The organism is Massilia jejuensis (assembly GCF_042656795.1).
GTDB classification, from domain to species: domain Bacteria; phylum Pseudomonadota; class Gammaproteobacteria; order Burkholderiales; family Burkholderiaceae_D; genus Telluria; species Telluria jejuensis.
This window is the reverse complement of record NZ_JBHSMS010000015.1, coordinates 16922-40588: the sequence shown is the minus strand read 5'-3', so window position 1 is coordinate 40588 and position 23667 is coordinate 16922. Positions and strand designations below refer to the sequence as shown.

The window sequence follows — 23667 nt, the reverse complement described above, 5'->3', positions numbered from 1 at the left end:
ACTTTCGCGCGCGAAAGTTAGTAAATCCGGTAGCCCTTGCCGACGATGCTCGCGTGGGGCAGGTATCCCCAGTAGCGCGAATCGTTCGACATGCGGGCGGTACCGACAACGAAATAGCGGTCAGGCGGAATCACCTCCGTTCGCTGGAAGGAGGACGCGGGACGCTTGTAGAGGACCGCGTCCTCGAGCCCTTCCGCCACCAGGCGTTCATTGATGAAGACCTGTTCGCCCCGGATGCTGAGTGTGTCGCCAGGAACGCCGGCAACGCGCTTCAGGACGAAGTCCTCGCCCACATAAGCAAGCGCGCTGATGGACGATGCCTTCCAGAACAGGTAATCCCCGCGTTCTACCTTGTCCGGCTGATGGTGCACCAGCAGGGCCAGGTGCAATTCCGGAAGACAGTTGACCTCGTGAGGATCGTGCGATAGGCTGACGAAAGAGCGGCCGTGCCCGAGGTAGATCGACAAGGCGCAGACCACGCCGACGCCGATCGCGAGCTTGGTACGGCGCGCCGGCACGGATGCCGCAGGCTGCGCGCTCATTCGACATTCCTCCAGCAAAGCGGCCGTGACTCAGGTTTGAGGCCGCCGCAGTAGGCCCGGTCGACCCCGTCGAGGATGGACGTAGCATTGTCGTATCCCAGCGGCAGAGCGATGGCCAGGGCAAGCACGATTCCGATAGATCTCAGCAGCTTCATTTCGTTGGCTCCTTTCGGGCAACCGCGGCCGCCAGTTCTTTCGTGATGTCACGTGTCCCGGCCGGCAGGGCGGCAATGGTCAGGTTTCCGTGGGCGTCGCGGGCGCCGTCGACGATGACATAACCCTGGTCGGTGTACTGCTTCATGACCTGCAGGATCGGCTGGGCGACTTCGGCATTCAGCGTCTGGGCATCGGTGCTGTCGCGTTCCAGGACCGCCGCCAGAATCACTGCGTTCTTGTCGGCGACGAGGTACTTGCCGTTGGGTGTCACGCTGCTGAACTTGCCGCCGGCGTAGAAGCAGGCGGCGCACAGGAATGCGATCGCCAACGCTGGCACGGCGAACGACGCACTTTTCTTGAAGGTATCAGCCATTCAGGATCTCCTCGAGTTCGCGGCGGATGTCGGTATCGTTCAGGTCCTCGGCGCGCAGCTGCGCCACGATGTCCTTCAGCCATTTATTGCGCTTGCCCCGAGCATCGCTGATCACCATGTTGACCGCATCGACCGCCGGCACTCCGCTGCGCATGAGTTGGAACACGACGTTGCGGTCGGCGCCGTCAGTGGAGAACAGCGCCGCGGTAAAGCGATCCACATACAGGCGAACTACCTCGTACGTGTTCTCGCCGCAGATGAGCATTTCGGAACAGACCCCCTTTTGGGTCTTCACATCCTTGATAAGCTTGTTGAAGTAGGGGTCGCCTGCGAATTTGGTCATGACGCCTTCGGCGACGATCTTGTCGATCTCCTCGGCCTCCTGTTCCATGACCAGCTTCCAGACCGACTGGCTGAGGATGACCTCCCCGGTGGCGTTGTTCGCCAGGTCGCGCGGGCTCTGGGTAATCACCCAGATCGAGCCCTCGTCCTTGCGCGCTTTTCGATACAGGCCCTCCATCACCGCAGACGCACCTTCGTCCTTCAGCAGCTGCCAGGCCTCGTCGAGCATGACCAGCTTGCGCCCGTCGAGTTTTTTCATCTGGCGCATGATCGTGTTCATCACGAAAAACAGGACGCATTGCTTCAGGTGCTCGTCGCCATCGAGCCCTGACATCTCGAACACCGTGAACTGGTTATTTGCAGCCAGGTTGCACTCGCCAAGGAAGTATCCGCCGCGAGTTGGGGAGTCAACGAAGTTACGCAGGCGGGGGATCAGGTTACAGGCCGCCAGCTGTACCTCGCTCCGGTGCTTGCTGTCGTCGGTGTTCTCCTTGATCGTCGTGAGCGCATCGATAACGGTGTTAATGTCGGCCTTGCCGCGCGCCTGGCCGTAGGCTGCCTTGACTGCTTCGCTGACGGCGATGCGCGCTCCTTTTTCCTCAGGCTCGTTGAAATAGGCCGCTTTCAGGATCAATGCGGTGATGTCCGGATGCTGCTCCAGAAAGTCTTCCTCGCTTAGCCCTGTAAAAGGATTGAGCGAAGGCGGTGTCGGCGTGTCGAGGCTGAACTCGATGAAGTCGCCGTCGGCGCCTTCGCAGAATTTTTTCGAGGATTTCCCGTTGTCGAAAAGGGCAACCCGCGTCCCCGATGCCAGCTCGTTCGTGATCATGTACTGCACCTTGAACGACTTGCCGGCACCCCCGGCCGCCGCAATGACCCCGTTTTTGTTCTTATTGGAGAGGAACGGATCGAGGTAAAAGGCCGAGCCCCGGCGCGTGAGATAAACCGACCCCATACGGTCAGTGGATCCGCTCGCATTACCCCGGTAGTCGCCGAAGATCGGCATCAGCTTGGCCGCGACACTGGCCGGAACCAGGGCTTCGGAGTCGAGCTTCTCGGCGATCTTGGTCGAATAGTTCAGCGGCAGGGTCTGGACGAAGCGCACGCCGGTCGTGTCGGTCACATCACGGGCGTCGAAGTCCAGGTTGTTCATCGTCGTCTTGACGTCAGACCGGGCCTGCGCCAGTTCCGCCTTGTCGTACGAAAACACGAAGGCGGTCACGCTCGTGAAGGTCAGCTTGTTGGTGCCGTCCTTGCAGGTCTGCAGCAGATAATCCAGGTCGCTGGCAATCTCGGCGCCGTTCTCGGCACCCAGTGAAAACGGGAGGTTGTTGTCCGCACGGTTGCGTGACTTGAGTGCCTTCTCGATGCGGTCCAGCTCTTTGCGTTGATTGGCGACGCGAACCGTTGCGTTGAGAATGAACGGGGTCTTTATCCGCACGCCGCCGCCATCCTTCGTCTGCCCACGATTCAGGGGCGCGCCGATCAGGAGATTTGTCAGGCCGTGCGAGATCCTTGGCGGCAGTGATTTCGGAACGACCGCGGCACAGTAGAGGCGCTTGTTGAAGAGCGCGTAATCGTCCTTGGTGAAATCGAAGATCTCATCCGGACCGTATGCCTGGTGCCGCAATTCCATCAGGTCGTCGAGCGGCTTTTCCTTGCGCCTGTCGTAGATGTTCGGGTACTGGCGGTAGATGGCCAGCAACTGGGAGGGAGTGCGGGCCTCCACGTCGACGAAGCCGCAGGCCTTCAGCCCTGCCAGGAATTCGTTTTGCGCGGCCAGCGCGAGCTCGAGCGTCTCATCGTTGATCAGATGGACCGGTGTCATGAACGACACGATCAGCGTCTTTCGGTTGATGATAGGCATGTCGGTCAGGGCGCCGATGCGTTGTGCGCGCTCGTACAGCAGTGCCTGACGCTGGATGAGTTCCTGCAGGAGCTTGTTTCCGTGCCCCTTGCCGCGGACGAGGTTATACGGAACATCATAGTCCGGGAGGTTCAGCAGGCTCATCTGCAGCACTGAGTCGTCGGGGGCACTCTTGTAGATGTTCTGAATCAGCCCGGCGAACTCGACGCCGCCGCCAGACAAGGGGCTCATCTCATAACACCTACCGACGCACAGGCCGTCACCATCGGGCTTCGAGACGATCAGGTTGCTCGCGCGCGCATAGCTCTCAAGGTGCACAAAGCTGCTGCTCACCTGAGTCGGTAGGTCGGGACGGTTTATGACGATCATGATTGGGTTCCCAGAGCGACATGACGGGCGGACGCCCGCCATGTCTGGTTACACGCGACCTTACTTGGCCACCAGGGTCAATGCGGGCGCAGCTGCCGGCGCCTGCTGGGCCTGCACGATCAGTTGGACTTGCTGCGCGTCCGGCATGCTGGTCGAGATCGTCGTCAGGAAGCCAGGACCCACGAGCGCGATCGCGAGCACGCCCAGGATCACGCCGACCGTCTTGTAGCCGCCGCCATGGGCCAGCTGCCAGATCGCCACCACCAGGACGACCAGGGCGAGCATGATCGTCCACGAGCTGGCCAGGATGTCGCGCAGCGTGGTCACGACCACGTCGAACGGACCGGTGGCCAGTGCGGTGCCGCCGTTCATCGCTGCCATGCAGCCGAAAATGGCGATCGGGGCCACTGCCGCGACCAAGGTGCTGCCGGCGTGTTGCATCATCGAGTTCTTCATGAATTGCTCCGCTATGGATATCAGTTAAACATCAGGAATAACGAGGTCGGGTTCGGGCGATGCTCAGCGTTGCGCGACAAGGACCGCCGGCACCGAGTGCACGCCGAGGTGGGCGCCTTCGATCACCTGGACCTGCGCCGCAGTCGGCATGCTGGTCGAGATCGTCGTCAGGAAGCCCGGGCCAACGAGCGCGATCGCGAGCACGCCCAGGATCAGCCCGACCGTCTTGTAGCCGCCACCATGGGCCAGCTGCCAGATCGCCACCACCAGGACGACCAGGGCGAGCATGATCGTCCACGAGCTGGCCAGGATGTCGCGTAGCGTCGTGACGACCACGTCGAACGGACCGGCGGCCAGCGCGGTGCCACCGTTCATCGCCGCCATACAGCCGGCAATGGCGAGGGGTGCCGCGACGGCTACCAGGGCGCCCCCTGTGCGTTGCAGGAAAATGCGTTGCAGGAGTTTCATATCGATTACCTTTCTGCCTTTGGAACATTGACGCCACCACTTTGGAGTCCAGCGGGTAGCATTGCTGACCCGGCCGCGCCATCGATACCGCCGCCTGGCTGGGCGAGATTCGTTTGCTGCGGAGACGACCGTTCCTGGTCGGTCTCCGGAGCGGTGCTGTTCTTGGCACGGTGCGGGTATGCGCCGGCCACACGGGTTGTCTGGTCGGATCCGTCGAAGCCGGACCAGCGCGCGCCCCTGACCTCCCGGTAGACGATCACGTCATCCTGCAGGCTGTCGTTTTCGTCAACGAACCGTTTGATCTTGACCCGCTGCACCACCGGTGCTTTTCGCACAGGCATGCCGGCAACCGGATCACCCGCTGCATTCAGCCTTTGATGCGGCAGCGGCCCCGAGACCGCAGCCCCGCCGCTTCCTCCAGCCGGGGCCGGATCGGGGGCGATCCCGGTTGCGCGGTCGTGGTCGCTCATCTTGAATTCCTTGTCGAAACGGCTCTCGGGCAGCGGGCCGTTCGTGCTCTTCTCCAGCGCCTTGAAGGAACGGCAGTACTCGGAAGGGTTCTCCTTCCGGTTGCAGTCGAAGGTGCTTTCTCCGATCGGGTTGAAGCTGCAGCCGGCCAGCGTTGCAACGACAGCCAGCAACGCGAAAACTTTGCGGGAATGGTTCATTGGTTCGCCCTCTTAATCTGGTTGAGCTCGACGGATTCCTGCAGGATCCACGTGATCCGCGTCCCAGCATTGACCTCGATGACCGGGAACATTTCTTTCGCATAGTCGAGATAAAATTTGCTCAATGCGCGGCCCGCCTCGTTCACCCCACCGCCCAAAGCGCTGCCGGCGATCAGATTCGGGTTCGGGTACTGGACCCCTTGCCGATCCCCGCTCTGGGCGTTCTGGTTGTAGCTCGGCAGCGAGCTCGGCGAAAATGCCTGCCCAAGACCCGATGCGATCCCGGCCAGCGCCGTTTTCGCCAGGATCGACCCCTGCTTGGTCACCACGCGACCAGAGATCCCCTGGATGCCATCGAGGTCGACTCCATAAGCCCGGATCTTGGCCTCGTGAATCCTGCCTTGCTTGTCGATGCACGACATGACGTCGGCGATCACGTTCGCCCGCTCGCTCGAGAGAATGGCGATCCCAGTGCCACTGATAAAGCAGTCATTGAAGTCCGAGACCTTCCACCCATTCGGGAGGATCGCGTTGCCCTTCAGGCGGCTGACGAAGGGAGCGCCTACATTGTTGGCGGACAGGATTGTCCCGCTGGCAGCACCACCCGCCGAGTTCGAGCGCGCGTTAATCCCGGTAAGCATCACGCTTTCCAGCGCCGAGTTAATCGGGATGGCCAGCGGTGGCGCCGACTCGGCCCGCTTGGACGATGCGGGGTTGGCTTCCTCCGCCCAGACCCGCATCGACGTGCGCTTGACCTGTACCTGCTGTCCCTCTGGAGGAATCGCGGCATCGCTGAACGGACTTTTTTCGCCGACTGCGGCCTTGCTGTTCGTCCCCGGTTGGCCAAAGTCGACAGGAGGCGGCAGGTTTTCGTACGCCGGCGTGCCCGGGGCACCGCCTCCGCCGCTCCCGGCGCCTTCGCCAGCCGCGGTCTGCCCGAACGAAGTCGAACCGCCGCGCGTTTCCATCTGGTTCAGGCGGTCGCCTATCCTGCGCATTTGTTCGTCCAGGTTCCGCGAATGTTCCTGCGCATCCTTGGCGTCGGCGCGCGCCTTCTCAAGCGAGGCGATCAGGTCCTCGAGTCCCTGGTTGCGGTTCGATGTCGGCAAGGCGCTGAGATTGTTTGCGCTGTTGGGGAGCGCCGGCCCACTCGCCGCAGCCGCCTGGACCGTCGCCTGGGCAATCTTGCGGGCCTGATCTTCCTGCTCGTACTGCGCCCGCTCGCGTGACTTCGCAAACAAGAGGATTGCGCCACCGATCACGATCGCCAGCATGGCCCACTTGAACTTCGGGTCCATTTCCTGCCACTGCTGCTTGTATTTCGCCATCAGGCCTGTTCCGGACATGTCAGCCTCCCGATGCCTTGCGAGTCAAGACGATGACCTTCGTGCGCTCGTTCGCGGCGAGGATCGGCTTGGGAAAAATCGAGATGGCCAGCACGTTCTCGCCATCGAATTCCTCCTCCTTCAGTGACGCCTTTTGCGGCCCGGGATTGGCGACGTCGTACAGGTAGATGTCCTTGTCTGCGGACGAGTACACCTTCTGTGCCGTCACCACCAGCCCGTTCATGACGATGGGACCGATAGCCAGGTCCGACTGCGAGAAGCCTTGCGGCGCGCCGCCGAGAGCAACCTGCTCCATCAGGTTCTGCATCTCGCTCACGTAGTCGCCCCCCTTGACCGGCTTCTGGGCGCCCGCACGCAAGGTGGAATCGCGGACCAGGATGACTTGCCCCGTGATCTCCTTTTTTGGTACCAGCTTCAAGTCGATCACCGAGGGGCCGTTGGGCTGCTCGAACGACACCGTGACACCGCGTGTCACGCCTTCCTTGAACTGGACATAAACATTGTTGCTCGTCGCGCTTTTGTCGATTGTCAGCTCGTCGGTACCGACCACTTTCGGGTTCGGCCATGGGAGCTGGATCCGGTTCTGGTCGACGGCGCTCATGTACACGGTTTGCGCACCGCCATTCGTTACATCGACGATCCGGGCGCGGCTGAAGTCAAGCGCATGCGCGTCGGCGCCGGCAATTTTCATCACGCCTGGCAGTACGATTTCGGGCGCCTTCGTTTCCTTGACAGCGGCTTCCGGATGCACCGCGAGAAGATCGACCTTTGGCCTCGACGGCGCCTTCAGTGTCGCGGTGACCTTGCGTGGTCGCTTCGGTTTGCAGGGCGCGGCAACCGTTCGCTCGCAGCGCTCGCCGGTATTCGTCGCCGGCGCGAATTCGGCGGATGCGCTCGCGAGCGTGCTCGCCGGCGCAGCGCCAAAGTGCGCGCTCGCACTTTGCTGGGCATGCGCGGTTCCGAACACCGCGGCCAGCATCAGGAAAACTGGGATAGTCGGTTTCATCGCTTTTGTGCCTCCAGCCAGCCAGAGTTATGGGCCTTATCGCCCTTGTAGGAAGTAATGTCGTCCACCAAGAACCGGTAGTTGTCGACATGGCCCGCATACTCGAATACGTACGGTTCGGGCGTGTCCTTCGCGGCGTTGACCGTGTGGACATCGCCGATCACAAAGTGCTTGTTGATCTTCGGGTCGTACTGATGCTCGCGGAAGACGAAGTAGTACGAACCGAGCTCGCGTTGGTCGGCCAGCAGCCTGGCCTTGGCATCGATCTCGGCGCTGATCTTCGTGTACACGGCCGGCGCCAGAAACGCCTGCAGGAAGTTCTTCTGGTAGTGCGCGTTGGTGGGATTCACCTGGACCAGGTTGCTGGTCACCGCGATCAGGATCGCGCGCTGCGAGCCCACATCCATCGTCGCCTTACCGACTTCAACGGTAGCGGTGCTCCCCGGAACCTGCTGCATCACGATCTTGTCCTGGTTGAACAGGCAGATCACCGCAACCAGGAGAGCGCCGGACAGGCCGACGTTCGCGGTCAGTACGTACTTGACCGTCCGTTCCATTCCTTCCAGGGTCAAGCCTCGGGTTATGATTTCCATGCTCTCGTTCCTGTTAGCTCACCAGTTCATGGGCGCCGTCGTTGACAGGCGCTACGGGGATGTGGGTTGAAACCGAAGTCAAAGGCGGGATTTCCTCCACGAGGACGTCCGCGCGTGCGATCGCTCCCATGTGCAGTGCGCCTGGGTTGATGATCTTGCCGTCGCCGATGAACAGTTTCTTCTTGCGGTTGAAGGCGGCGGAATACCCGGCGACGCCCCAGCGGTAAAGGAGCACCCTGAAGCGGCCAGGCAGGTTATTGCCCTTCCACTGGATGTAGGCCTTGGTGCCAAAAAAGCCCAGCATCGGAACGCCGACGTAGGCGACCCAGCCGAACATGCTGCCGGCAACCATGGCCACGAACACCGACCCAATCAGCAACCACGCGTCCGACAGTTGCGCTCCTGCGAATGCCACGTCGGCCTTGCCATGCTTGGGCACCCGTTCCTCGCTCATTGCAGTGCTCCTTCACGATGACATACCAGGTGGTCGCGCCAGTCGACCGCTTCGCTGCTGGCCAGCTCCGGGACGCAGATCTCCTCGGCGCGGACCACGACCTTTGGCCAATTGAAGTTGGCCGTGGCGCGGTGATGACGCTGACGCGAGGCGACGACCCGTTCCTTCATCCGCGCCGCCAGCTGCTGGTCGCGGAAGTTCAGGAGCGCGAGTTCCTCCTCCGGCGAGAAAAACACGTAGGCCTGACGTTGCGGGATCTGCACCAGGACTGGCGTCGTACGCACGCGGCTGTCGGCGACTTGCCGGCCGTGGACATACTCGCCGCCTGCAGCTGGCTCGACGATGGCAGCGCCGCTGCCGAAGCGCGCGCGCTCGGCAAAGCCGGTCGGCGCCGCGAGAGCCTGGCAACACAGGACAGCCAGGGCGAAGACAAGGGTTTTCATTAAAGTCTCCTTGCGAGTGTTACAAAAACTTTAATTATAGTTGGCTTTTTAGTCAATCTAAATTAAGCATTTGTTTACTGTGCCGCGAACGCACGTGTGTATGCCGTCGCTGCCAGGCGCCGGACGGCGGGTACCTTCGACTGCTGTGCGAAGAACTTGAGCGCGTTTGCCACGCTCATCTCCCCGGTCACCTTGCTGAAATCGCCGGGCCCGTTGCCGGGTCCGACTGTCAGGACGAAGCTGGGAACCGCCGTCACTCGATATCGCTGGAACAGCATCGGGTTGATCTGCCACCTGGCGCCGTTCTGTCCGCAGCACGTTTCGTTAATCCGGGCGACGCGCTGCCGGGTGGCGTTGACGTCGCCCCAGAAGCCGTTCACGACCAAGGTGAAGCCGGCGCGCTGCGCGTCCCTTGCGAGCGGAATGAGGGCGGTATCGCTCACCTGTTCCGAGACGAACACGTACCCTCCCGCTTGCCCGGCCGGGCCGCTGTCACGCATGCTTTCGAACAGGCTCTGGCCATGGCCCATGCCCGCCGTCGAGACAAGCGCGCCGGCGAGAAAAACATTACAGAGGCGAGTAGACGGGCGCACAGCAGTCCTTTTTCCGAAAGATGAAGTAGCCATAGTCCTTGTCCTGGGGCCGTGCGGCCCCTTTCTCCTGCAGAAGAAGAGGGCGGCCGAACGGGGTGCATGTGTTGTCCGGGAAGGGAAAGACACGGTTCGTCTTGTACTGCCGCTTGTCCATCAGGAATTCCGGAATTCCCATCGCGCCGCAGGAGCGCAATGCCGCCAGGCCTGCGGTCGACTGCTGGACGCCTGCGGCGTGCAACTTGGCGAAGAGGCGCGCGGTCAGCAAATGGGCCACCTGTTCCGGCGAATTGGCCGAGGCCACGTTTCCGGTGACGGGATACATCGGGCCCCATGCGCCGGCGACCCAGAAGAGGGATGCGGTCGGGAAGCCGGTGGAAGCGGCGATGGCGTCCGGTGCTTCAGCGGCGATCGACGGAATCCCTCCAAATGCGTAGCCGTAGGGAGTCAAGACCATGGCCAGCGCATCGTCATTCCAGGTCGGATCGGCCCAGCTGATGAACGGCACGTCGAAGCCGCGCTGGTCGAGGCATGGCGAATCCGAGATCACGCCGAGCGCCGTCATGACGGGGTTGATGTATTCGTTCACGTGCATGAACGCGCTCTTTTTCAGCGAGCCGGACGGCGCCGCGCTGCGCTGCTCGGCGCCGTACTCGAGCGAATTGAAAGGCGGGGAAATGTCGATCCCGCCGAGCAGCGGCATGCATCCTGGCTTGTTGGTCACGTCGACCATGTAGGTCGGCTCCCAGAAGCTCATCGGCGTTCCCACCGTGAGACTGGCGGCGCAGAGGCAGACCGGCGCACCGCCGGCGCCGCTGTCGTAGTCGTCGCCCGAGACGCCGATGTTGATCAGGTTGCCGGCCAGGCTGACCGGAAACATGCAGTCGTAGCAGATGTCGGTGATCAGGTTTGGGAACCTGCCTGTGCATACCGGACCGATCCCGGGTTGCGCACTCGTGTAACCGGCCAGCGCAGCGCACCCTGCAAACAATATCGCGAAGAGCATCTTCATTTGCGCATCCCGAATTCGATCTGTAGTTGTGCTCCCTGCTGGGTGAGCTTCGCCGGCACGCTGCGAAGCTGGATCCCGTACAGGCGCTGCAGCTGGTTGATGATCAGTTTCCGCTGGTCGAAGTAGAACGGCACCGTCGGCATCCCGTTCCAGGACACGTCCTTGAAGCGCACGCGCAAGTCGTACGGCGACCCGGCAGTCAGGACGATCTTGAGCCGCTCGCGCCGGCCCGCGGCAAGCGCGTACTGGACCTGCGCCTCGTCGCGGCCGTCGATGAAGATCAATCCTGTCGTCAGCGGCTGGATCTTGAGCGGCTCGATCACGGTGCCGCGTCGCACGACCACCCGGCCGCTCTCGTCGCGGTAGTCCTGGGGCATGACGAAACGCAGCTGGTGCAGCTCCGTGCGCAGACGGGCGTCGGTAGGAACCCCGAGAGGCGCCGGCCGCTTGATCGCGTCGACCACCTTATTGCGGTAGTCCGTCCAGAAGCGGGCAAGCTCGCCGCTGGCTTCCTTCTGCCGGACCCTGTCCTTCATCTGTTCGCGCGCATCGCGGTCGACGGGAGCAGTCCGTCCGCGCGTTCCTAAGTCCTCCGGATGGGCCACCAAAGGCGCCGCCAGGAATATCCACGCCAACACATGGCGAATCATTGGCTCTCCCACGTTTTCATGGTTCGGGCTGCGCGCACGAGTTCGCGCGGGCGCTGTGCATACACACCCTGCGCTCTGGCGCGCTTGATGCGCTCGTAACGGCGGCGCACAGCAGCGATATACCGGGCCTGTGCGTCGAAATTCTTGGACTTCGGCCCGGTGTTGTAGAAGCCCACCCCAGTCCACATGTCGCCAGCCAGGCTGGTATAGCGCGCGAAGATCCAGGCGCCGACGAACACACTGCCGCATTCGGTGAGCAGATCCTGCTTGGTTACGCGGTGCCGTTCGAGTTCGGGCAAATGCACGGTATTCACCTGCATCGTGCCGATCCCGCGATTGCCATCGGGCAGCAGAGGGCCGATTGCGTCCGCGCGGTTGTTGGATTCCTGCTCGGCCATGGCGCGCAACAGGTCGGCGTCCAGCCTAAACCGCGCAGCCGCACGGTCGAAGCATTCGCCGCGCGCTCCTACCGCGAGGAGCAGCAGCCAAAGGGCGATCAGGTAGCGAGCCATGGCGACAGCACCTTACGCAGCCCGACCCGCAGCCAGAACAACGCCTGCAACAACAGCGAGCCGGCCACGAGGTAGATCCCGCACGACACCAGTAGGGGCGCGAACGGCCCGAGGTCTGTCGCCGTCAGCGCGACAAAAAAGCCCAACAGGAACAGGACCACCGACACCAGGTGATAGGCGCTGTGGCGCGATTCGTTGAGGAGCACACCGAGGACTATTTTCATGACCGCACCTATACGTGATGACAGACAAGGGCCGAGCGTGCGCCCCGCATGAGCTGCTCTTGCCTCGCCAGGGCTGCTTCGATATTGGCGACGTTGTTCTTCTTCGCCGCATCCATGAGAATCTGTGCACGCAACATCAGCGTCATGGCGCGGGCGACCAGATCGGCGCGTTCCTGCGGGCTAAGATTGTGCGGCTGTGCCTGCAGGTTCATGCCGCGTCCGGTATTCGCCAGCTCGAGGGCCATCTGTGCGTACGACCCGGCCTTTCCCGCAAACGGATCCGAGACGCCCAGCGATAGCAACAAATCGGTTTCTCGCCTCAGGCCGATCGCCGCCCGGTTTACCCCGTCGGCATTACGATTGATCACTTCGTGCAGCTGGTCGTTGATCGAGGCGATTGCCTTTCCGAGCAGTTCGCGATCGCGCGGCTCCGCGACTTCGTCAAAAGTCGACGCTGCGCTGATGACGACGCTTGCCGGCACCGCCGGCGGCGGCACGAGTGCCGTCCGGCGCCTGAACGGGAGCCAGGAGGGAAGCTTCATTTTTTCACCAGCGTCGCCAGGCGCGCTTCGATAGCCGACGCGGGAACGGCGCCAGGAATGACGGAGCCGTCTTCGAATACGATCGCTGGCGTGCCTAACACCCGGTATTTCGCAGCCAGCGCGGCATTGCGCTGGAGCGGATTGGCGCAGTTTTTTTCGGCCGGCTTCACGCCGCGCAGGAGATATCCGTTCCACGCGGCCGCCCGGTCCCCGGCGCACCAGATATGCTCGGAGAGACTGGCCGCGTTCGGGTGCAGGCTCGTCAGGGGCAGCGGCAGCATGTATACCGACACGTTTTGCAGCTTGCCCAGCTCGCCCTGAAGCTGGCGGCAGAACGGGCAGTCCGGATCGGAGAACACGAAAATCCGGCGCGCCCCGCTGCCGACCTGGATCGCATCCGATTCGTGCAGGTCGGCCGGGTTGATTTTTGGACGGTTCGCTTCGCGCAGGCTGTTCGTCAACGAACGGCCCGACTTCAGGTCGACGACGTCGCCGTTGATGAGCACCGAAAAATCTTCGTTGATATAGATGACCTCGTTACCCCGTACCACGGAATAGAAGTCGCCGAAGGCCTTCTTGACCACCGCGTCCTTCGTCTGGGGATATTTCGTGTGCAGGTCCTGCAGGAAATCGGCACGGGCCTGCGTGCAGCAGGTCAGGATGAGAGCGAAAAGAAGTGCGCGCATGGTGTCCTCAGTAGAGAATTTTGACGTCGATTCCGGTGGCGTCGCCTGGCCGGGCCAGCTCGAGAACCACATCGGCCGTGGTGAATGGAAGGGGTGGGTGGGCATAGGCGTCATTGCGGATCAGCTGGCCACCGCCAGGTACCCCGTGCCAGCGCACGGCCAGGTTCGGGTATCCATTGGACGTACCGCCGCGGTTCGTAAGGCGGAAGCTCACCCTCACGGTCCCCTCGCCGGTCGTGACCGCATTAAAGTCCATGATCGACACTTCTTCCGGATTCGGCGCCCGCGGGGCGACCGCGGCTGCAATCGGAATGACCGGCGTGCTCGACAACGACGGCGGTGTCGGCTGGGGACGCATGACCGCAAACACGACCCCGGCTGCAGCGAGGAGAACGCCGCCACCGATCGCGACACGAACCTCCCTCCGATCCAGTGACAGCGCAAACCGGCGAGACGTCGGGCGACGGTCCGTAGGCGTCGCCGGCTGCGGCCCCTCGTCATCCAGGACCGCATCGCGGAACTTGTACACGTCGACACCGCACGTGGGGCACGGAAGGCTGACTTGCTCGCCTCCGAAGGCAAGGGCGGACTGATGTCCGGCGGAGCAGCGAAAGATCGACATAGATCCTCTACGAATAGTTGTTCAGCACGACCGCGACATAGGCGGCGCAAACGGGGATAAGCGAAATCGACGGCCACAACATCCGGTTGAAGCCGCTCACCACGTGGTAGTACGCAGCCAGGACCGCGAGTGCGGCCGTTTTAAACGCCACGACAGCCGGGCTGAAGCCGACGTGCGCGACCAGCCACAGGATCAAGGGATTGGTTTCGGAACGCCCCTCGCCGGCAGCGTGCAGACTGCTATGTAGGTCGAGAACCTGAAGCAGTGCCAACAGAATGCACATGAACGCGAGCAATCGACGTTCGGAGCGCTGAAAGACAGGGTCGGGGGTCTTCACGGTTTTCCTCGCAAAACCACGCTGTAGACGAGCTGGCGAGGAAAATATTAATTCTAGTTGACTAAAAAATCAATCAAAATTAAGAATTTGGCTTTTCTTACATCAAAAGGAGGGTAGGTGAAGGGATGCGCGCACGACTTGTTGAAGCATTTCATGCGCAAAAAACGGGATATGGCTTAGCAGTTCAATTGCAATTCTATAGTAGCAAGCAAAACAATTGCAACGGAGTTATTAGAAAAATGTTCACATTCACCACGCATTTTGTTATATGTCATGCAAGTATTAGCGCTTACTCAGATTGCATGCGATTTGGCGTCGCTGGGCGCGAGTGGGAGCAGGATTTCCACGTGCGTTCCTGCCCCGGGCCCAGTCTTGAGCTCGAGCGTGCCGGCGAAGGCGTACACCCGCTCTTTCATGCCGATGAGACCGATTCCTTCCTGGACTTTGTCCGGGTCGAAACCGACGCCGTCATCGATGACGGCAAGACGCAGGGCGCGTTCATCTCCCTGGTCGCGTACCTGAACCATTACAATGACTTCTGCCGCCTGTGCGTGCTTGACTACGTTCGACACGCACTCCTGGATCAGACGGTAGGCGGCAATCGCGAGTGGGCCCTCGACCTGGCCGACATCGCCCGTCGATTTGAGCGTGAAGGCCGGCGCGCCGGGCGCCGCTTCATAGGTCTGCAGCATTTCCTCGACTGCGCCTTCCAGCCCGAGCATGTCGAGCACTTCCGGCCGCAGGCGGCGCACGATCTTGCGCGCGCTGGTGTACAGCTCGGACGTCACCTTGATGATCGATTCAGCACTCTCCTGGATTACCGCGCTTTCTGCGGTAGGCGGTGACGCAGCGACCATGTCCAGGATGCGCCGGGAGCTGTACCGTGCGCCAAGCAGCGCGGCGTTGAGCTCGTCGTGGATTTCGATCGCGATACTCTTGCGCTCGTCCTCGACCGCGGAATCCACCTTCTGGATCAGTCTGCGCTTCTCTGCATCGGCCTTCAATGCCTCGTTACGTGACGCCTCGAGGTCGCGCGTGCGCGCCTGTACCTTGCGTTCCAGGTTGCGCTTCGCCTCATCAAGGCTGCCGGACATCTCGTTGATGGCGTCCAGAAGCTCGCCCATTTCGCCACCGTCGTCGACGTCGAGTTGTACCGCATAGTCCCCCCCGCGGATGTCGCGCAGTGCGCGTATGGCGATATCCATCGGGCGATGCAGGGCCTTGCCCAGCAACGTGGCGACCCAGACGCTTATAAACACCACCACGGCCAGCAGGAACAACTGGGAGAGGATCCGCCGCTGCTGCTTGGTTTCCGCCTGCTGCTGGGACAGGACTACGCGCACCTCGCCGATCATCTCTGTCGTCTCGGCCCTTTCTTGCTGCTCGCCGGCGAAATGCGGCGCGTCGTCACGGCCGAAATCGTCGACCGGCAACGCGCGGCGATAAACGCGGGCGCCGAACACGCCACCGTTGGACTGGCGCGTCTCCTTTGACCGCACCGCCACTTTCAGCGTGCCGTTGGCATCCAACACCTCGATCTTGTAGATCCACTTGTCCGCCATCACCAGGCTGCGCACGACCCGCTCAAGGTCCTTCAGGTTGCCTGAGGTAAGCCCGTATTCGCTGTTTTCGGCGACTGCTGCGGCAAGGATCTCCCCATGCTCGCGCAGGTCCTGCCTGGCCTCGTAAGGACTGGAATTGAGGAGATACACTAGTTCGCCGAAGGCCATCAGCATCAGGGGGATGATGGCCATGACACTGAGCCGCCAACTGATGGACCGGTTTTTCCACGACCAGGCCCAGACACGCTTTCGGATGGCTGAGGTCATCGCATGTCACCGCTGTCCAGGTCTGTAGGCGAAGTTGCGCGCGATCTCGTCGACCACGAGATTCAGCGAGCGCGCTACGTCTTCATTAATCAACGTCCGGAAATACTTTGGAAACTGCGGTTCGGGCAGTCGACCATGCAGGTCGTAGTCGTTGACCAGTTCCTCGAGCTGCGCGTTGATCTCCTCCACCTCCGAATAGGTGGTGGCCAGCGCGCCGGCGCGCACGAGGGCGGCAGAAAATCCGACCACGGCCTGGCCGTTCCGGTAGGTGGTGAGCAAGACCGTACGCAGGTTCTCACTGTTGTACACCAGGCTGTCCGGGATCGCGAGGATTGCCGGGGCGTCGCTGGTGCGGCTGAGGATGCCGTTGATCGAATCACCTGCACCGTAGTTTTCGACCACGAGCGGCATCTTCGTTGCGGCCGCGGCACGCTGCAGCGAGGGCTCGAGGAAAGCCGTCCGCGCGCCCAGTACCACCGCGGTGCGGACCGGGCGCTTGAACAACATACCGACCAAGCGCAGCTGCGCGGCCGGCGACGGTTCCGCATAGATCGCTGTCGCTGCAGACCGGCGATCGCCGGCAGTTTCGATAATCGAGTGATAGACCTGGCTTGAGGTGAATACGGAAACGACCGGGCCTTCGCCAACGTCCGCCATTACCGCCCGTAACGCCACCGGCCCGACAGCGATGACCATCGCCCTGCGGGACGCCGGCACCTTGGCGTCGCTGACCTGGGCACGGGGAAAGCGCCTGCGCAAGTCGGTCACAACCTTCCGGGTTGATTCGCTGCTATCGGAAACGGCAATCACCAGGTCGCGCCGGTCGCGCGTAGCCGCCGGCAGTGGGGCGGCACGTGCTGCAGCAGCGCCCATCCCCATCAGCAGCACGCCGGCGCGCGCCAACCATCGGCGGCGGGACTGCAGGTGAACGATGGCGGATGGGCTCATGCGGGTAGCGTTAAAGTGGAATCACTACACCGCAGGAATGCGGCCGGCAGCGTTCAGCAAGGGATCAATAGGTCACGCGCAGCGAGGCGGCGAAGCGCGTGGAGTCGGAATAGCCGTTGACCAGCATGCGGTCGACGTCGTACACCGCTGAGGTAAGCCGGTCGCTCAGGTGACTCACAGAGAACACCGGAGTCACGGTAGCGCGTGAGCCGATGCGGAAAGATTTCGACACGGTCAGGGCCTGGCGACCGTAGCGACTTTGACCGCCGGTTGCCGCACTCGCCCAGTACACCGACAAGCCGGCGCGCCAGCCGCTGTCGAACTGACGCGCCAATCCGAGCAGTGCGCTGTTCCTGGAATACTGGGTTCGCTCCATCGGAGTATTGCTGCGGTTACTCAGGCGAGTGTAGCCAGCATGAGCGCTCCAGCCGTTCGCCAGGTCCAGGTCCGCCTGCAATTCCGCGCCGCGCAGGCGTACCTCGCCATTGTTCGTCGGCTTGAAGGAATCCAGGGTCAGACGCTCTGAAATTAGCCCGGACATCTCATCGTCGAACAGCTTGGCGTCGAGCATCAAACCGTATTGCGGGAAATTCCCGCTGTAGCCGACTTCGCGCGACAGCATTTTTTCGGCCTTGAGGTTACCTGCGGCCTGCGCGGTTTGGGCAAAATAGGCCGAACCGGAGGAATTGATGGGAGGCGTCATGTTCGTCGTCAGGTACGACCAATTAGCGCGCTGCTCGATGATGTCGGGCATGCGGTCGGCGCGCGAGACCACGAAGCGAAGGGTATTGTTGGCGTTCAAGCGCTGGTTAAGCGCCAGGCGCGGCGATACGGACGAACCGGTCAGCTTATCCTTCTGGTAAAACCCGCCAGCATTAATGCTCGTGGAATCGAACGGTCGATATTCGGCGTTCACGAACGCCCGCCAGGTCGTATTGGCTACCGTACCGCCGAGGTAGGTCTGGCTCACCGCTTCATCGCGGCGCAGGCCCACCCCGCTGACCAGGCGGAACGAGTTCGAGACGACATAAGTGTGCTGCAGCTCGATATCCCGCCGACGCTCGCGATAGTCGTTGTTGGCGTCACCGCAGGTCGTCTGAAATGCAGCGGCGCCGCGCAGCCGGATCGCAAGCAGGGCCTGCACTGCCAGGGCATTGTCCTGGGCTGTGCCGCCGCGTGGTTGAACGCCGGCGATGATCGCCCGCACATAATCCGGATTCGCCTTCCACAGGGCGCCAAGCTCGGGCAGGAACGCAAGGGCGGGAACACACTCGACCCACGCCTCCCGATTCTCGTGTTCGGACTGATAGGCCTGTACCCTGAGTTCCTGGCTCGCCGACACCGTGTGGCGCCAGGTCACACTGAGGTCGTTTTCCTTAAGCCGGACGTCTGGGAAAGTGGTCTGGTACTGATCGCTTGCGATTTGTTCCTGATCGCTGTGCACTAGGGACAGCTGCACGTCGAGTTGATCGCGCGGCGTTAACTCGGTCGTCGACCGCCAGCTAAACCGGTTAATTTTTGCCGCGTCGTGGTCGGGAAAGCTGGACAGGCGACCGAAACTGGTCACTCGATCGAACCCCTCGTTCCGCGAATGCTCCGCCGAGCCTCGGAACCGCGTCGATTGCCCCAGGCTGCCCGCGTAGCGTACGTAGGCCTCCCGCTGGCCGCGCGATCCGCCGGTAACGCGCAGCGCCGCGCCGTCGGTCGCATGCGGATCCTTCGTGATGATGTTGACGATTGCCTCCATCGAATTCGGGCCGTACGACGCGCTGTTCGGGCCCCGCGTCACCTCGATGCGCTGAATGTCGTCGATCGACACCGGCAAGGCCGCCCAGTCCACGCGTGCGAACGCCGAACGATAAGCCGAAACACCGTCGATCAGCACGTTCAGGCGCCGCGGCGAGTAGATATTCGTCCCGTGGTAGTTGATACGGTAGTCGCTGTTCGACAGCTGCGTTACCTGCATGCCGGGAACCAGGCGCAGCGCCTCGGGTACCGACCGCACCCCATACTTGTCGAGCATGTCCGCAGTGATGACCGTCACACTTCCCGGTACGTCTGCGATTGACTGCTTCAGCCGAGTGGGCGTGAGCACAATCGAGACCTCGTCCGACAGAGGGTCATCGTTTGTCCCTGCATGGGACTGGCTGCCGGCGAAAAACGAGAGCGCACCGACCGCCATCAGGCGAGAAGTTCGATTCATATTAGCTTGACAAGTTAGGGTAGGTAAATGCGACGAGGTGAACTGCATTGAGCGCGAAATGGGTCACGATCGCTCCTTCGAAGCGTTTGCAGACGGCATAAGCCACTGCGTAGTGCAACCCAGCCACAGTGGCCAGGAGGATCAACAACGGTCCGCCCTTTACGTGGGCGATCCCGAACAAGAGCGAAGAGATGGCTGCGGCAGCAACAGCGCCGAACCGCCACTTCGACATCGCGGCGGCAAGACCGGCGTACGTGAATCCGCGAAAATACGCCTCCTCCGTGACGCACGTGAAGAGCAGGTTCGTGCCGAGAAGGAACGCTGAGTACGGAGTCCATTTGTAGTCGGGCCTGACAAAACCGAGGATGACGCCAAGGCCAAGCACGATGACGAGCGTCGACACGATCACGGGCCATACTCGCCTCAGCATCTGCAGCCAATCCTCGGCTCTGCTGATGCGTGTGCAGAACACGCCAGCCAGGATGATGCCAACGGCGGCCATGTCGAAGTTTGTTCGGACGGTGTAAGGTAACGCGTCAGCGGAGAAGCGCACCTGCTCTGCGAGCACGGGATTCATGAATCCGGGGAAGCGGTGCGCCGCGAACAGCAAAGGAGCTAGCCACGTCAGGCCCAAGAGAGGCACGCGCACCCAGCGGTTGCTGCTCTCTTTTGCCGCGGTGGCCACTGCCGCAAAGAGTACGAGCCAGCAGGGGGCCTGCCAGGTGAGAAATCCCGTCACAACCCCTGCGAGACACGCGAGCGTCAGCAGGGGCATCCAGAGCCATGTGCGTGAGCCCCGGATCTCCGGGGCGGGCAACCACAATGACACGGCTGCAGCGGCCAGGGCGCCGAAGGTCAGGATGAACTCCCAGCTGAGCGTCATCGGTGACTATCAGAGTTCAATGAGGTGGTGCTTCGCCGCCAGCATCGTCAGCTCGGCCGGGCGCGTAATTCCTAGCTTCTCCTTGATCGTGAGGCTAGCATTCGCCACCGTCTTGGCCGAAAGCTTCTGGTCCTCGGCGATCTCCGCAATCGTCATCCCCTTGGCCATCAGTTTCGCGATCTCCAGCTCCCGCTCGTTTAGCGACGAAAACGGGGTCTGCTCGCCGCGCACCTGTAGCTTGGCCATTCGGTCGGCGATGCGTGGCTGGAAGTACAGCTTCCCCTCGCGCGCATGCTGCACCGCGTCCGCCAGCTCGCTCTCCTCGCAGTCCTTGTTCACGAAAGCGAGGGCGCCGATGTCATAGGTCCGTTTGATGAGGGTGTGCTGATCGAACTGGCTGCAAAAGACGATGCGTGCATTACGGTCGGCCGCGAGCAGGTCTGCCGCCACGTCGAAACCGGTCATCTTCTCGCCGAAGCGCATATCCAGCAGGACGACGTCTGGCGTGAGCTGCTGATACATCGGCACGACCTCTTCCGCAGCCTTGGCTTGGCCGACCACATCGATACCGGACTTTTCCAGCGACGTCGCAATCCCGGTCCGCACGATCTGGTGGTCATCGGCAAGCAACACGGTCGTTCGCCTCAGCTTCTCGTTCAAGTTTGCCCCCGAAATGGCGTGGTGTCCTGTTTGCCTACCCATTGCAAATGTTTTGCTACTCATGTGTGACGTGAATTCTATCACCCTGCACTGTTGGGTCAAAGGAAAGGTTGCCGGTTGTTGCTCTACGATAATACAACAAAATTTCTCTCTTGACGGTCAATAGAAAAGCCGCTAACATGGCGACAGCTCAATGGGGAACGCGTGAGCAGACGCCTCCCGCTTTCGCGCGCGAAAGTCATTGCGAGCATCCCGACCATCATCACGTGGAGACCGACCATGAAAACCGATCTGTATTCCCGCATGTTTTCCCGCCTCGAGGACCTCATCCCGGAGCTCTCGAGCATTGCAGCACCTGGGGCGTCCTTTTACGCGTCGCCGCGGTCGCCGACCGACATGGCCCTTTTCTGCAGCGTTGCATCATGCAGTGGAGATGAACTCGAGCTCGAGCTTGCCAAGGATGAAGTCGTCGGTGGCCTCGAGCAGGCGAGCCACTGGATGAAGTTCAGGATCGACCGCAAGACGCGGACTGCCCGTCTCATCGCCTGTCAGACCGAGGAGGCATACGAAACTATCCACGGTGAAACTATTTACCCACAATCGCGCCACCTTCCGTTAAACTCGTTCGCTGTTAATTGGCTGGGTATCTTGGTAAATCTGCAATTTGCCTTCCGTGCGATTGTTCCGGCCCCATCGTTCAACTAAAGGAAGCCTCTTATGGCGATGAAAAGTGTAGTGTTTGCCAATCAAAAAGGTGGCATCGGCAAAACGACAAGCTCCCGGCACCAGTATTGGCATTTTGTCGAGAGGGGAATGCGCACTCTGGGTATCGACCTGGATATCCAAGGTAACTTCACTCGTACCTTGTTGAACATGGGCGCAGCAAACGGGATCGCACTGCCAGTGGACGACTTCGGCCGGCCCAAGCTGCCAGAGGGCGTTCTACGCGCGTCCGGACTGTTTGAGGCGGACAACAATGATCAGCCGCTCCAAGTAGGGCCAAACGCATTCCTGATCGGCGCCGATCCAGGCATGCTCGACGTCGAGCGCGAAGACTTGGACGAAGTAGTCGCCGCAGGCCAGAAGCGCCTGGCCGAACTCGCACAGGACTACGACGTCGCCATTATCGACACCGGGCCGTCCGTGTCGGGTCTGCTCGTGGTGGCACTGTCCGTGGCCGACTTTGCCGTGTCGCCGTGCAAGCCCGACCGCGATGCCATCGAAGGATTGATGGGGTTCTTCACCAATGTGCGCCGAGTCGCCGAGCGTGGGACGAATCCGAAGCTTGCTTCGCTTGGTGTTCTTCCAAATCAGATCGACCGCAAACGGGCGTTTCATCGAGACACGCTGGACGAGATGCGTGCGACCTGGGGCGACGGTGTATTGCCTGTCGAGCTCCCTGAGCGGGCCGCCATCGATGTGGCAAAGGATCGTCCTGTGTGGCGCACCGAAGCCGGCACCATGAGCCGCAGCGTCGCAGCCAAAGAGATGGTCGCGGTGTGCACATGCATTTCAAACCGAATGGGCTTGTAAGAGGTAACAAATGGTCAAGAAAAACAAAAGTCTGAATTTGCAACAGTACACAGGCGTCGTCCAGGGGGCGACCCAACGCACGCCGGACGCCCGCATCAAGGTTAATCTAATCGATGTCGAAGCTCAGGTACGAACCCAGTTCGACGAGCAAGCCCAGGCCGAGCTCGACGCGTCGGTCAAGGCGCAGGGCGTCATCCAACCCGTCGTGCTGCTGGCAAAACCGGATGGTCGGTACCGCCTCATCGCCGGCGAACGACGCCTGCGCTCGACGCTGAACAACGGCATCGACGACATCCCCGCCGTGATCCGGAGTAATCTCGAACCCTGGGAGATCCGCCGCATCCAGGTGTCGGAGAACGCCGAACGCGACGACATTACCCCGCATGATGAAGCGCGCGCGGTCAGCGAGGACGTTGCGAACTATGGTGTTCCAAAAACGATGGAGATCTGGAACCGTTCGGAGGGCTGGGTCAGCAAACGTACCTCGGTCTCCAACTATGCGGAGCCATTGAAGCAGCTACTGAAGGACCGGGTGCTCCGCGATCTCGAAGTGGCGGGCAGCCTGAACCAGATCTACGACCTGGACAAACAGGAATTCGCGCGTCTGGAAAAGCGCGTGCGCGAAGGACTACCACTGTCGCGCGAAGAAGCCCGCGGCAAGGTACAGCAGGTCAAGGAATGGCTGAACGAAGCCAAGCAGCGTGAAGAACGCCGGCAGAGCCTTGGCCAGCAGGCGGGGCGGAACAAGGGCGCATCGCAGGCCGGAGCCGCGCAGAAGACATCGCCGAAGCACGGCGCCGCGTCCGAACGCCAGCCCGATACCAAGTCGGCCGCAGCTGTTTCCACCATTGAAGCCACCACCACGGCAACTTCGCATTCCACTCGGCCGGCGCCCGACGCACAGGCCAATCTCGGTGCGAAGGAGCCTGCGTCCGACACTACCGCCGCTACGCCGGCGATCAGTAACGAACAAGCCCTGGTACTCGAGCAAATGGTCACGCTGTTCCAGAACGGCCTCGCCAACCGCGAACTCATTAAGGACGTCCAGGATGAGTTGCTGGAACTGGGTGCCGACATGAACCAGACGGAGTGGGCAATGTGGAGTCTGTACCAGACGGTCGCGCTCCCGCTTCTGGCGGCCCTTGGCGAGACGCGCGCGCAGCGCTACCTGCAGCGCACCATCGCCGATCTGCGCACCGCGAAACCGCAGGCCTTGTGGGAGGCGCTGCACCCGGTCACGGACGGAAAAGCCTCCGATGACTGGACCGCGGCCCGCACTCCCGTCGCTCCGATGCCGAAAGGCTGGCGTTTCTAGCGAATACGCCGCTTGCGCGGCGCTTACCCTACAAGAGC

29 protein-coding genes are annotated in these 23667 nt (G+C 61.7%); 3 read left to right on the top strand and 26 right to left on the bottom strand.

The genetic code is table 11. The annotated features are described in order from the left end of the window. Nucleotides 1–17 precede the first annotated feature (17 nt). From lepB to ACFPOU_RS04455, 26 genes are all read right to left on the bottom strand, one after another. On the bottom strand, nt 18–542 hold the full coding sequence (lepB, locus tag ACFPOU_RS04580) for a signal peptidase I (RefSeq protein WP_379717670.1): 525 nt from the start codon (nt 540–542) through the stop codon (nt 18–20). Then, nucleotides 539–697 (bottom strand): hypothetical protein, encoded by a 159-nt coding sequence (locus ACFPOU_RS04575; protein ID WP_379717668.1) that lies wholly within the window; start codon nt 695–697, stop codon nt 539–541. Before ACFPOU_RS04575 ends, lepB begins: the two co-directional genes overlap by 4 nt. Beyond that, complete coding sequence (locus ACFPOU_RS04570) at nt 694–1071, bottom strand: hypothetical protein (protein WP_379717666.1); 378 nt, start codon at nt 1069–1071, stop codon at nt 694–696. Before ACFPOU_RS04570 ends, ACFPOU_RS04575 begins: the two co-directional genes overlap by 4 nt. Continuing rightward, the gene (locus ACFPOU_RS04565) at nt 1064–3649 is read right to left on the bottom strand and encodes a TraG/VirB4 family ATPase (RefSeq protein ID WP_379717664.1); all 2586 of its coding nucleotides are present in this window, start codon (nt 3647–3649) and stop codon (nt 1064–1066) included. Before ACFPOU_RS04565 ends, ACFPOU_RS04570 begins: the two co-directional genes overlap by 8 nt. Nucleotides 3650–3709: 60 nt before the next feature. Next, nucleotides 3710–4105: a hypothetical protein gene (locus tag ACFPOU_RS04560; protein WP_259213571.1), complete on the bottom strand. Its 396-nt coding sequence runs from the start codon at nt 4103–4105 to the stop codon at nt 3710–3712. Between the two features lie 63 nt (nt 4106–4168). Then, nucleotides 4169–4573, bottom strand: coding sequence for a hypothetical protein (locus ACFPOU_RS04555; protein ID WP_379717662.1), 405 nt, complete (start codon nt 4571–4573; stop codon nt 4169–4171). Nucleotides 4574–4578: 5 nt separating this feature from the next. Then, nucleotides 4579–5241 carry a TraV family lipoprotein gene (locus ACFPOU_RS04550; RefSeq protein ID WP_379717660.1) on the bottom strand — a complete coding sequence of 221 codons (663 nt, stop codon included), beginning with the start codon at nt 5239–5241 and terminating at the stop codon, nt 4579–4581. Beyond that, nucleotides 5238–6587, bottom strand: a complete 1350-nt coding sequence (locus ACFPOU_RS04545) for a TraB/VirB10 family protein (protein WP_379717658.1) — start codon at nt 6585–6587, stop codon at nt 5238–5240. Before ACFPOU_RS04545 ends, ACFPOU_RS04550 begins: the two co-directional genes overlap by 4 nt. Nucleotide 6588: 1 nt before the next feature. Further along, nucleotides 6589–7566, bottom strand: coding sequence for a TraK domain-containing protein (locus ACFPOU_RS04540; protein ID WP_379717656.1), 978 nt, complete (start codon nt 7564–7566; stop codon nt 6589–6591). Nucleotides 7567–7589: 23 nt separating this feature from the next. Next, nucleotides 7590–8186 (bottom strand): TraE/TraK family type IV conjugative transfer system protein, encoded by a 597-nt coding sequence (locus ACFPOU_RS04535; protein ID WP_259213585.1) that lies wholly within the window; start codon nt 8184–8186, stop codon nt 7590–7592. A gap of 13 nt (nt 8187–8199) precedes the next feature. Next, on the bottom strand, nt 8200–8640 hold the full coding sequence (locus ACFPOU_RS04530; RefSeq protein ID WP_259213588.1) for a hypothetical protein: 441 nt from the start codon (nt 8638–8640) through the stop codon (nt 8200–8202). Beyond that, nucleotides 8637–9083 carry a hypothetical protein gene (locus ACFPOU_RS04525; protein ID WP_379717654.1) on the bottom strand — a complete coding sequence of 149 codons (447 nt, stop codon included), beginning with the start codon at nt 9081–9083 and terminating at the stop codon, nt 8637–8639. The genes ACFPOU_RS04530 and ACFPOU_RS04525 overlap by 4 nt, the downstream gene beginning before the upstream one ends. A gap of 74 nt (nt 9084–9157) precedes the next feature. Beyond that, nucleotides 9158–9613 carry a TrbC family F-type conjugative pilus assembly protein gene (locus ACFPOU_RS04520; protein ID WP_379717652.1) on the bottom strand — a complete coding sequence of 152 codons (456 nt, stop codon included), beginning with the start codon at nt 9611–9613 and terminating at the stop codon, nt 9158–9160. A 37-nt stretch (nt 9614–9650) separates the two neighbouring features. Next, nucleotides 9651–10685: a TraU family protein gene (locus ACFPOU_RS04515; protein ID WP_379717650.1), complete on the bottom strand. Its 1035-nt coding sequence runs from the start codon at nt 10683–10685 to the stop codon at nt 9651–9653. After that, nucleotides 10682–11335, bottom strand: a complete 654-nt coding sequence (locus ACFPOU_RS04510; RefSeq protein WP_379717648.1) for a conjugal transfer protein — start codon at nt 11333–11335, stop codon at nt 10682–10684. Before ACFPOU_RS04510 ends, ACFPOU_RS04515 begins: the two co-directional genes overlap by 4 nt. Then, nucleotides 11332–11847 (bottom strand): lytic transglycosylase domain-containing protein, encoded by a 516-nt coding sequence (locus tag ACFPOU_RS04505; RefSeq protein WP_379717646.1) that lies wholly within the window; start codon nt 11845–11847, stop codon nt 11332–11334. Before ACFPOU_RS04505 ends, ACFPOU_RS04510 begins: the two co-directional genes overlap by 4 nt. Continuing rightward, nucleotides 11832–12071, bottom strand: coding sequence for a hypothetical protein (locus ACFPOU_RS04500; protein WP_259213602.1), 240 nt, complete (start codon nt 12069–12071; stop codon nt 11832–11834). Before ACFPOU_RS04500 ends, ACFPOU_RS04505 begins: the two co-directional genes overlap by 16 nt. 8 nt (nt 12072–12079) lie before the next feature. Beyond that, entirely contained in the window at nt 12080–12613 is a 534-nt protein-coding gene (locus ACFPOU_RS04495; RefSeq protein ID WP_379717644.1) for a hypothetical protein, read from the bottom strand. After that, the gene (locus ACFPOU_RS04490; RefSeq protein WP_379717642.1) at nt 12610–13299 is read right to left on the bottom strand and encodes a DsbC family protein; all 690 of its coding nucleotides are present in this window, start codon (nt 13297–13299) and stop codon (nt 12610–12612) included. Before ACFPOU_RS04490 ends, ACFPOU_RS04495 begins: the two co-directional genes overlap by 4 nt. A 7-nt stretch (nt 13300–13306) precedes the next feature. Further along, a complete protein-coding gene (locus ACFPOU_RS04485) occupies nt 13307–13828 on the bottom strand; it encodes a hypothetical protein (protein WP_379717640.1) in 522 nt (173 codons plus the stop codon). Between the two features lie 100 nt (nt 13829–13928). Next, on the bottom strand, nt 13929–14258 hold the full coding sequence (locus ACFPOU_RS04480; RefSeq protein ID WP_379717638.1) for a DUF5658 family protein: 330 nt from the start codon (nt 14256–14258) through the stop codon (nt 13929–13931). 293 nt (nt 14259–14551) lie between these two features. Next, nucleotides 14552–16012, bottom strand: coding sequence for a sensor histidine kinase (locus tag ACFPOU_RS04475; protein ID WP_379717636.1), 1461 nt, complete (start codon nt 16010–16012; stop codon nt 14552–14554). Between the two features lie 81 nt (nt 16013–16093). Then, entirely contained in the window at nt 16094–17035 is a 942-nt protein-coding gene (locus ACFPOU_RS04470) for a hypothetical protein (protein ID WP_379717634.1), read from the bottom strand. Nucleotides 17036–17099: 64 nt separating this feature from the next. Then, a complete protein-coding gene (locus tag ACFPOU_RS04465; RefSeq protein ID WP_379717632.1) occupies nt 17100–19238 on the bottom strand; it encodes a TonB-dependent receptor plug domain-containing protein in 2139 nt (712 codons plus the stop codon). 1 nt (nt 19239) lies between these two features. Continuing rightward, a complete protein-coding gene (locus ACFPOU_RS04460; RefSeq protein WP_379717630.1) occupies nt 19240–20121 on the bottom strand; it encodes a CPBP family intramembrane glutamic endopeptidase in 882 nt (293 codons plus the stop codon). Between the two features lie 9 nt (nt 20122–20130). Continuing rightward, nucleotides 20131–20781, bottom strand: coding sequence for a response regulator (locus tag ACFPOU_RS04455; RefSeq protein WP_379717628.1), 651 nt, complete (start codon nt 20779–20781; stop codon nt 20131–20133). A gap of 279 nt (nt 20782–21060) precedes the next feature. On the opposite strand from ACFPOU_RS04455, the gene ACFPOU_RS04450 reads away from it, so the two are divergent. Genes ACFPOU_RS04450 through ACFPOU_RS04440 form a run of 3 tightly spaced genes read left to right on the top strand, consistent with a single transcriptional unit; the run spans nt 21061 to nt 23629 of the window. Then, nucleotides 21061–21486, top strand: a complete 426-nt coding sequence (locus tag ACFPOU_RS04450; RefSeq protein ID WP_379717626.1) for a hypothetical protein — start codon at nt 21061–21063, stop codon at nt 21484–21486. 12 nt (nt 21487–21498) lie between these two features. Further along, nucleotides 21499–22314 carry a ParA family protein gene (locus tag ACFPOU_RS04445; RefSeq protein ID WP_379717624.1) on the top strand — a complete coding sequence of 272 codons (816 nt, stop codon included), beginning with the start codon at nt 21499–21501 and terminating at the stop codon, nt 22312–22314. A gap of 10 nt (nt 22315–22324) precedes the next feature. Continuing rightward, complete coding sequence (locus ACFPOU_RS04440; RefSeq protein WP_379717622.1) at nt 22325–23629, top strand: ParB/RepB/Spo0J family partition protein; 1305 nt, start codon at nt 22325–22327, stop codon at nt 23627–23629. Nucleotides 23630–23667 lie beyond the last annotated feature (38 nt).

What these genes read in the sequence shown, in the direction of transcription:
- lepB (WP_379717670.1), bottom strand. Translation starts at nt 542, where the DNA reads ATGAGCGCGCAGCCTGCGGCATCCGTGCCGGCGCGCCGTACCAAGCTC.
- ACFPOU_RS04560 (WP_259213571.1), bottom strand. Translation starts at nt 4,105, where the DNA reads ATGAAGAACTCGATGATGCAACACGCCGGCAGCACCTTGGTCGCGGCA.
- ACFPOU_RS04530 (WP_259213588.1), bottom strand. Translation starts at nt 8,640, where the DNA reads ATGAGCGAGGAACGGGTGCCCAAGCATGGCAAGGCCGACGTGGCATTC.
- ACFPOU_RS04495 (WP_379717644.1), bottom strand. Translation starts at nt 12,613, where the DNA reads ATGAAGCTTCCCTCCTGGCTCCCGTTCAGGCGCCGGACGGCACTCGTG.
- ACFPOU_RS04525 (WP_379717654.1), bottom strand. Translation starts at nt 9,083, where the DNA reads ATGAAAACCCTTGTCTTCGCCCTGGCTGTCCTGTGTTGCCAGGCTCTC.
- ACFPOU_RS04565 (WP_379717664.1), bottom strand. Translation starts at nt 3,649, where the DNA reads ATGATCGTCATAAACCGTCCCGACCTACCGACTCAGGTGAGCAGCAGC.
- ACFPOU_RS04550 (WP_379717660.1), bottom strand. Translation starts at nt 5,241, where the DNA reads ATGAACCATTCCCGCAAAGTTTTCGCGTTGCTGGCTGTCGTTGCAACG.
- ACFPOU_RS04445 (WP_379717624.1), top strand. Translation starts at nt 21,499, where the DNA reads ATGGCGATGAAAAGTGTAGTGTTTGCCAATCAAAAAGGTGGCATCGGC.
- ACFPOU_RS04520 (WP_379717652.1), bottom strand. Translation starts at nt 9,613, where the DNA reads ATGGGCCATGGCCAGAGCCTGTTCGAAAGCATGCGTGACAGCGGCCCG.
- ACFPOU_RS04535 (WP_259213585.1), bottom strand. Translation starts at nt 8,186, where the DNA reads ATGGAAATCATAACCCGAGGCTTGACCCTGGAAGGAATGGAACGGACG.
- ACFPOU_RS04505 (WP_379717646.1), bottom strand. Translation starts at nt 11,847, where the DNA reads ATGGCTCGCTACCTGATCGCCCTTTGGCTGCTGCTCCTCGCGGTAGGA.
- ACFPOU_RS04440 (WP_379717622.1), top strand. Translation starts at nt 22,325, where the DNA reads ATGGTCAAGAAAAACAAAAGTCTGAATTTGCAACAGTACACAGGCGTC.
- ACFPOU_RS04545 (WP_379717658.1), bottom strand. Translation starts at nt 6,587, where the DNA reads ATGTCCGGAACAGGCCTGATGGCGAAATACAAGCAGCAGTGGCAGGAA.
- ACFPOU_RS04460 (WP_379717630.1), bottom strand. Translation starts at nt 20,121, where the DNA reads ATGACGCTCAGCTGGGAGTTCATCCTGACCTTCGGCGCCCTGGCCGCT.
- ACFPOU_RS04470 (WP_379717634.1), bottom strand. Translation starts at nt 17,035, where the DNA reads ATGAGCCCATCCGCCATCGTTCACCTGCAGTCCCGCCGCCGATGGTTG.
- ACFPOU_RS04465 (WP_379717632.1), bottom strand. Translation starts at nt 19,238, where the DNA reads ATGAATCGAACTTCTCGCCTGATGGCGGTCGGTGCGCTCTCGTTTTTC.
- ACFPOU_RS04490 (WP_379717642.1), bottom strand. Translation starts at nt 13,299, where the DNA reads ATGCGCGCACTTCTTTTCGCTCTCATCCTGACCTGCTGCACGCAGGCC.
- ACFPOU_RS04450 (WP_379717626.1), top strand. Translation starts at nt 21,061, where the DNA reads ATGAAAACCGATCTGTATTCCCGCATGTTTTCCCGCCTCGAGGACCTC.
- ACFPOU_RS04500 (WP_259213602.1), bottom strand. Translation starts at nt 12,071, where the DNA reads ATGAAAATAGTCCTCGGTGTGCTCCTCAACGAATCGCGCCACAGCGCC.
- ACFPOU_RS04475 (WP_379717636.1), bottom strand. Translation starts at nt 16,012, where the DNA reads ATGGCCATCATCCCCCTGATGCTGATGGCCTTCGGCGAACTAGTGTAT.
- ACFPOU_RS04575 (WP_379717668.1), bottom strand. Translation starts at nt 697, where the DNA reads ATGAAGCTGCTGAGATCTATCGGAATCGTGCTTGCCCTGGCCATCGCT.
- ACFPOU_RS04510 (WP_379717648.1), bottom strand. Translation starts at nt 11,335, where the DNA reads ATGATTCGCCATGTGTTGGCGTGGATATTCCTGGCGGCGCCTTTGGTG.
- ACFPOU_RS04540 (WP_379717656.1), bottom strand. Translation starts at nt 7,566, where the DNA reads ATGCTGGCCGCGGTGTTCGGAACCGCGCATGCCCAGCAAAGTGCGAGC.
- ACFPOU_RS04570 (WP_379717666.1), bottom strand. Translation starts at nt 1,071, where the DNA reads ATGGCTGATACCTTCAAGAAAAGTGCGTCGTTCGCCGTGCCAGCGTTG.
- ACFPOU_RS04515 (WP_379717650.1), bottom strand. Translation starts at nt 10,685, where the DNA reads ATGAAGATGCTCTTCGCGATATTGTTTGCAGGGTGCGCTGCGCTGGCC.
- ACFPOU_RS04555 (WP_379717662.1), bottom strand. Translation starts at nt 4,573, where the DNA reads ATGAAACTCCTGCAACGCATTTTCCTGCAACGCACAGGGGGCGCCCTG.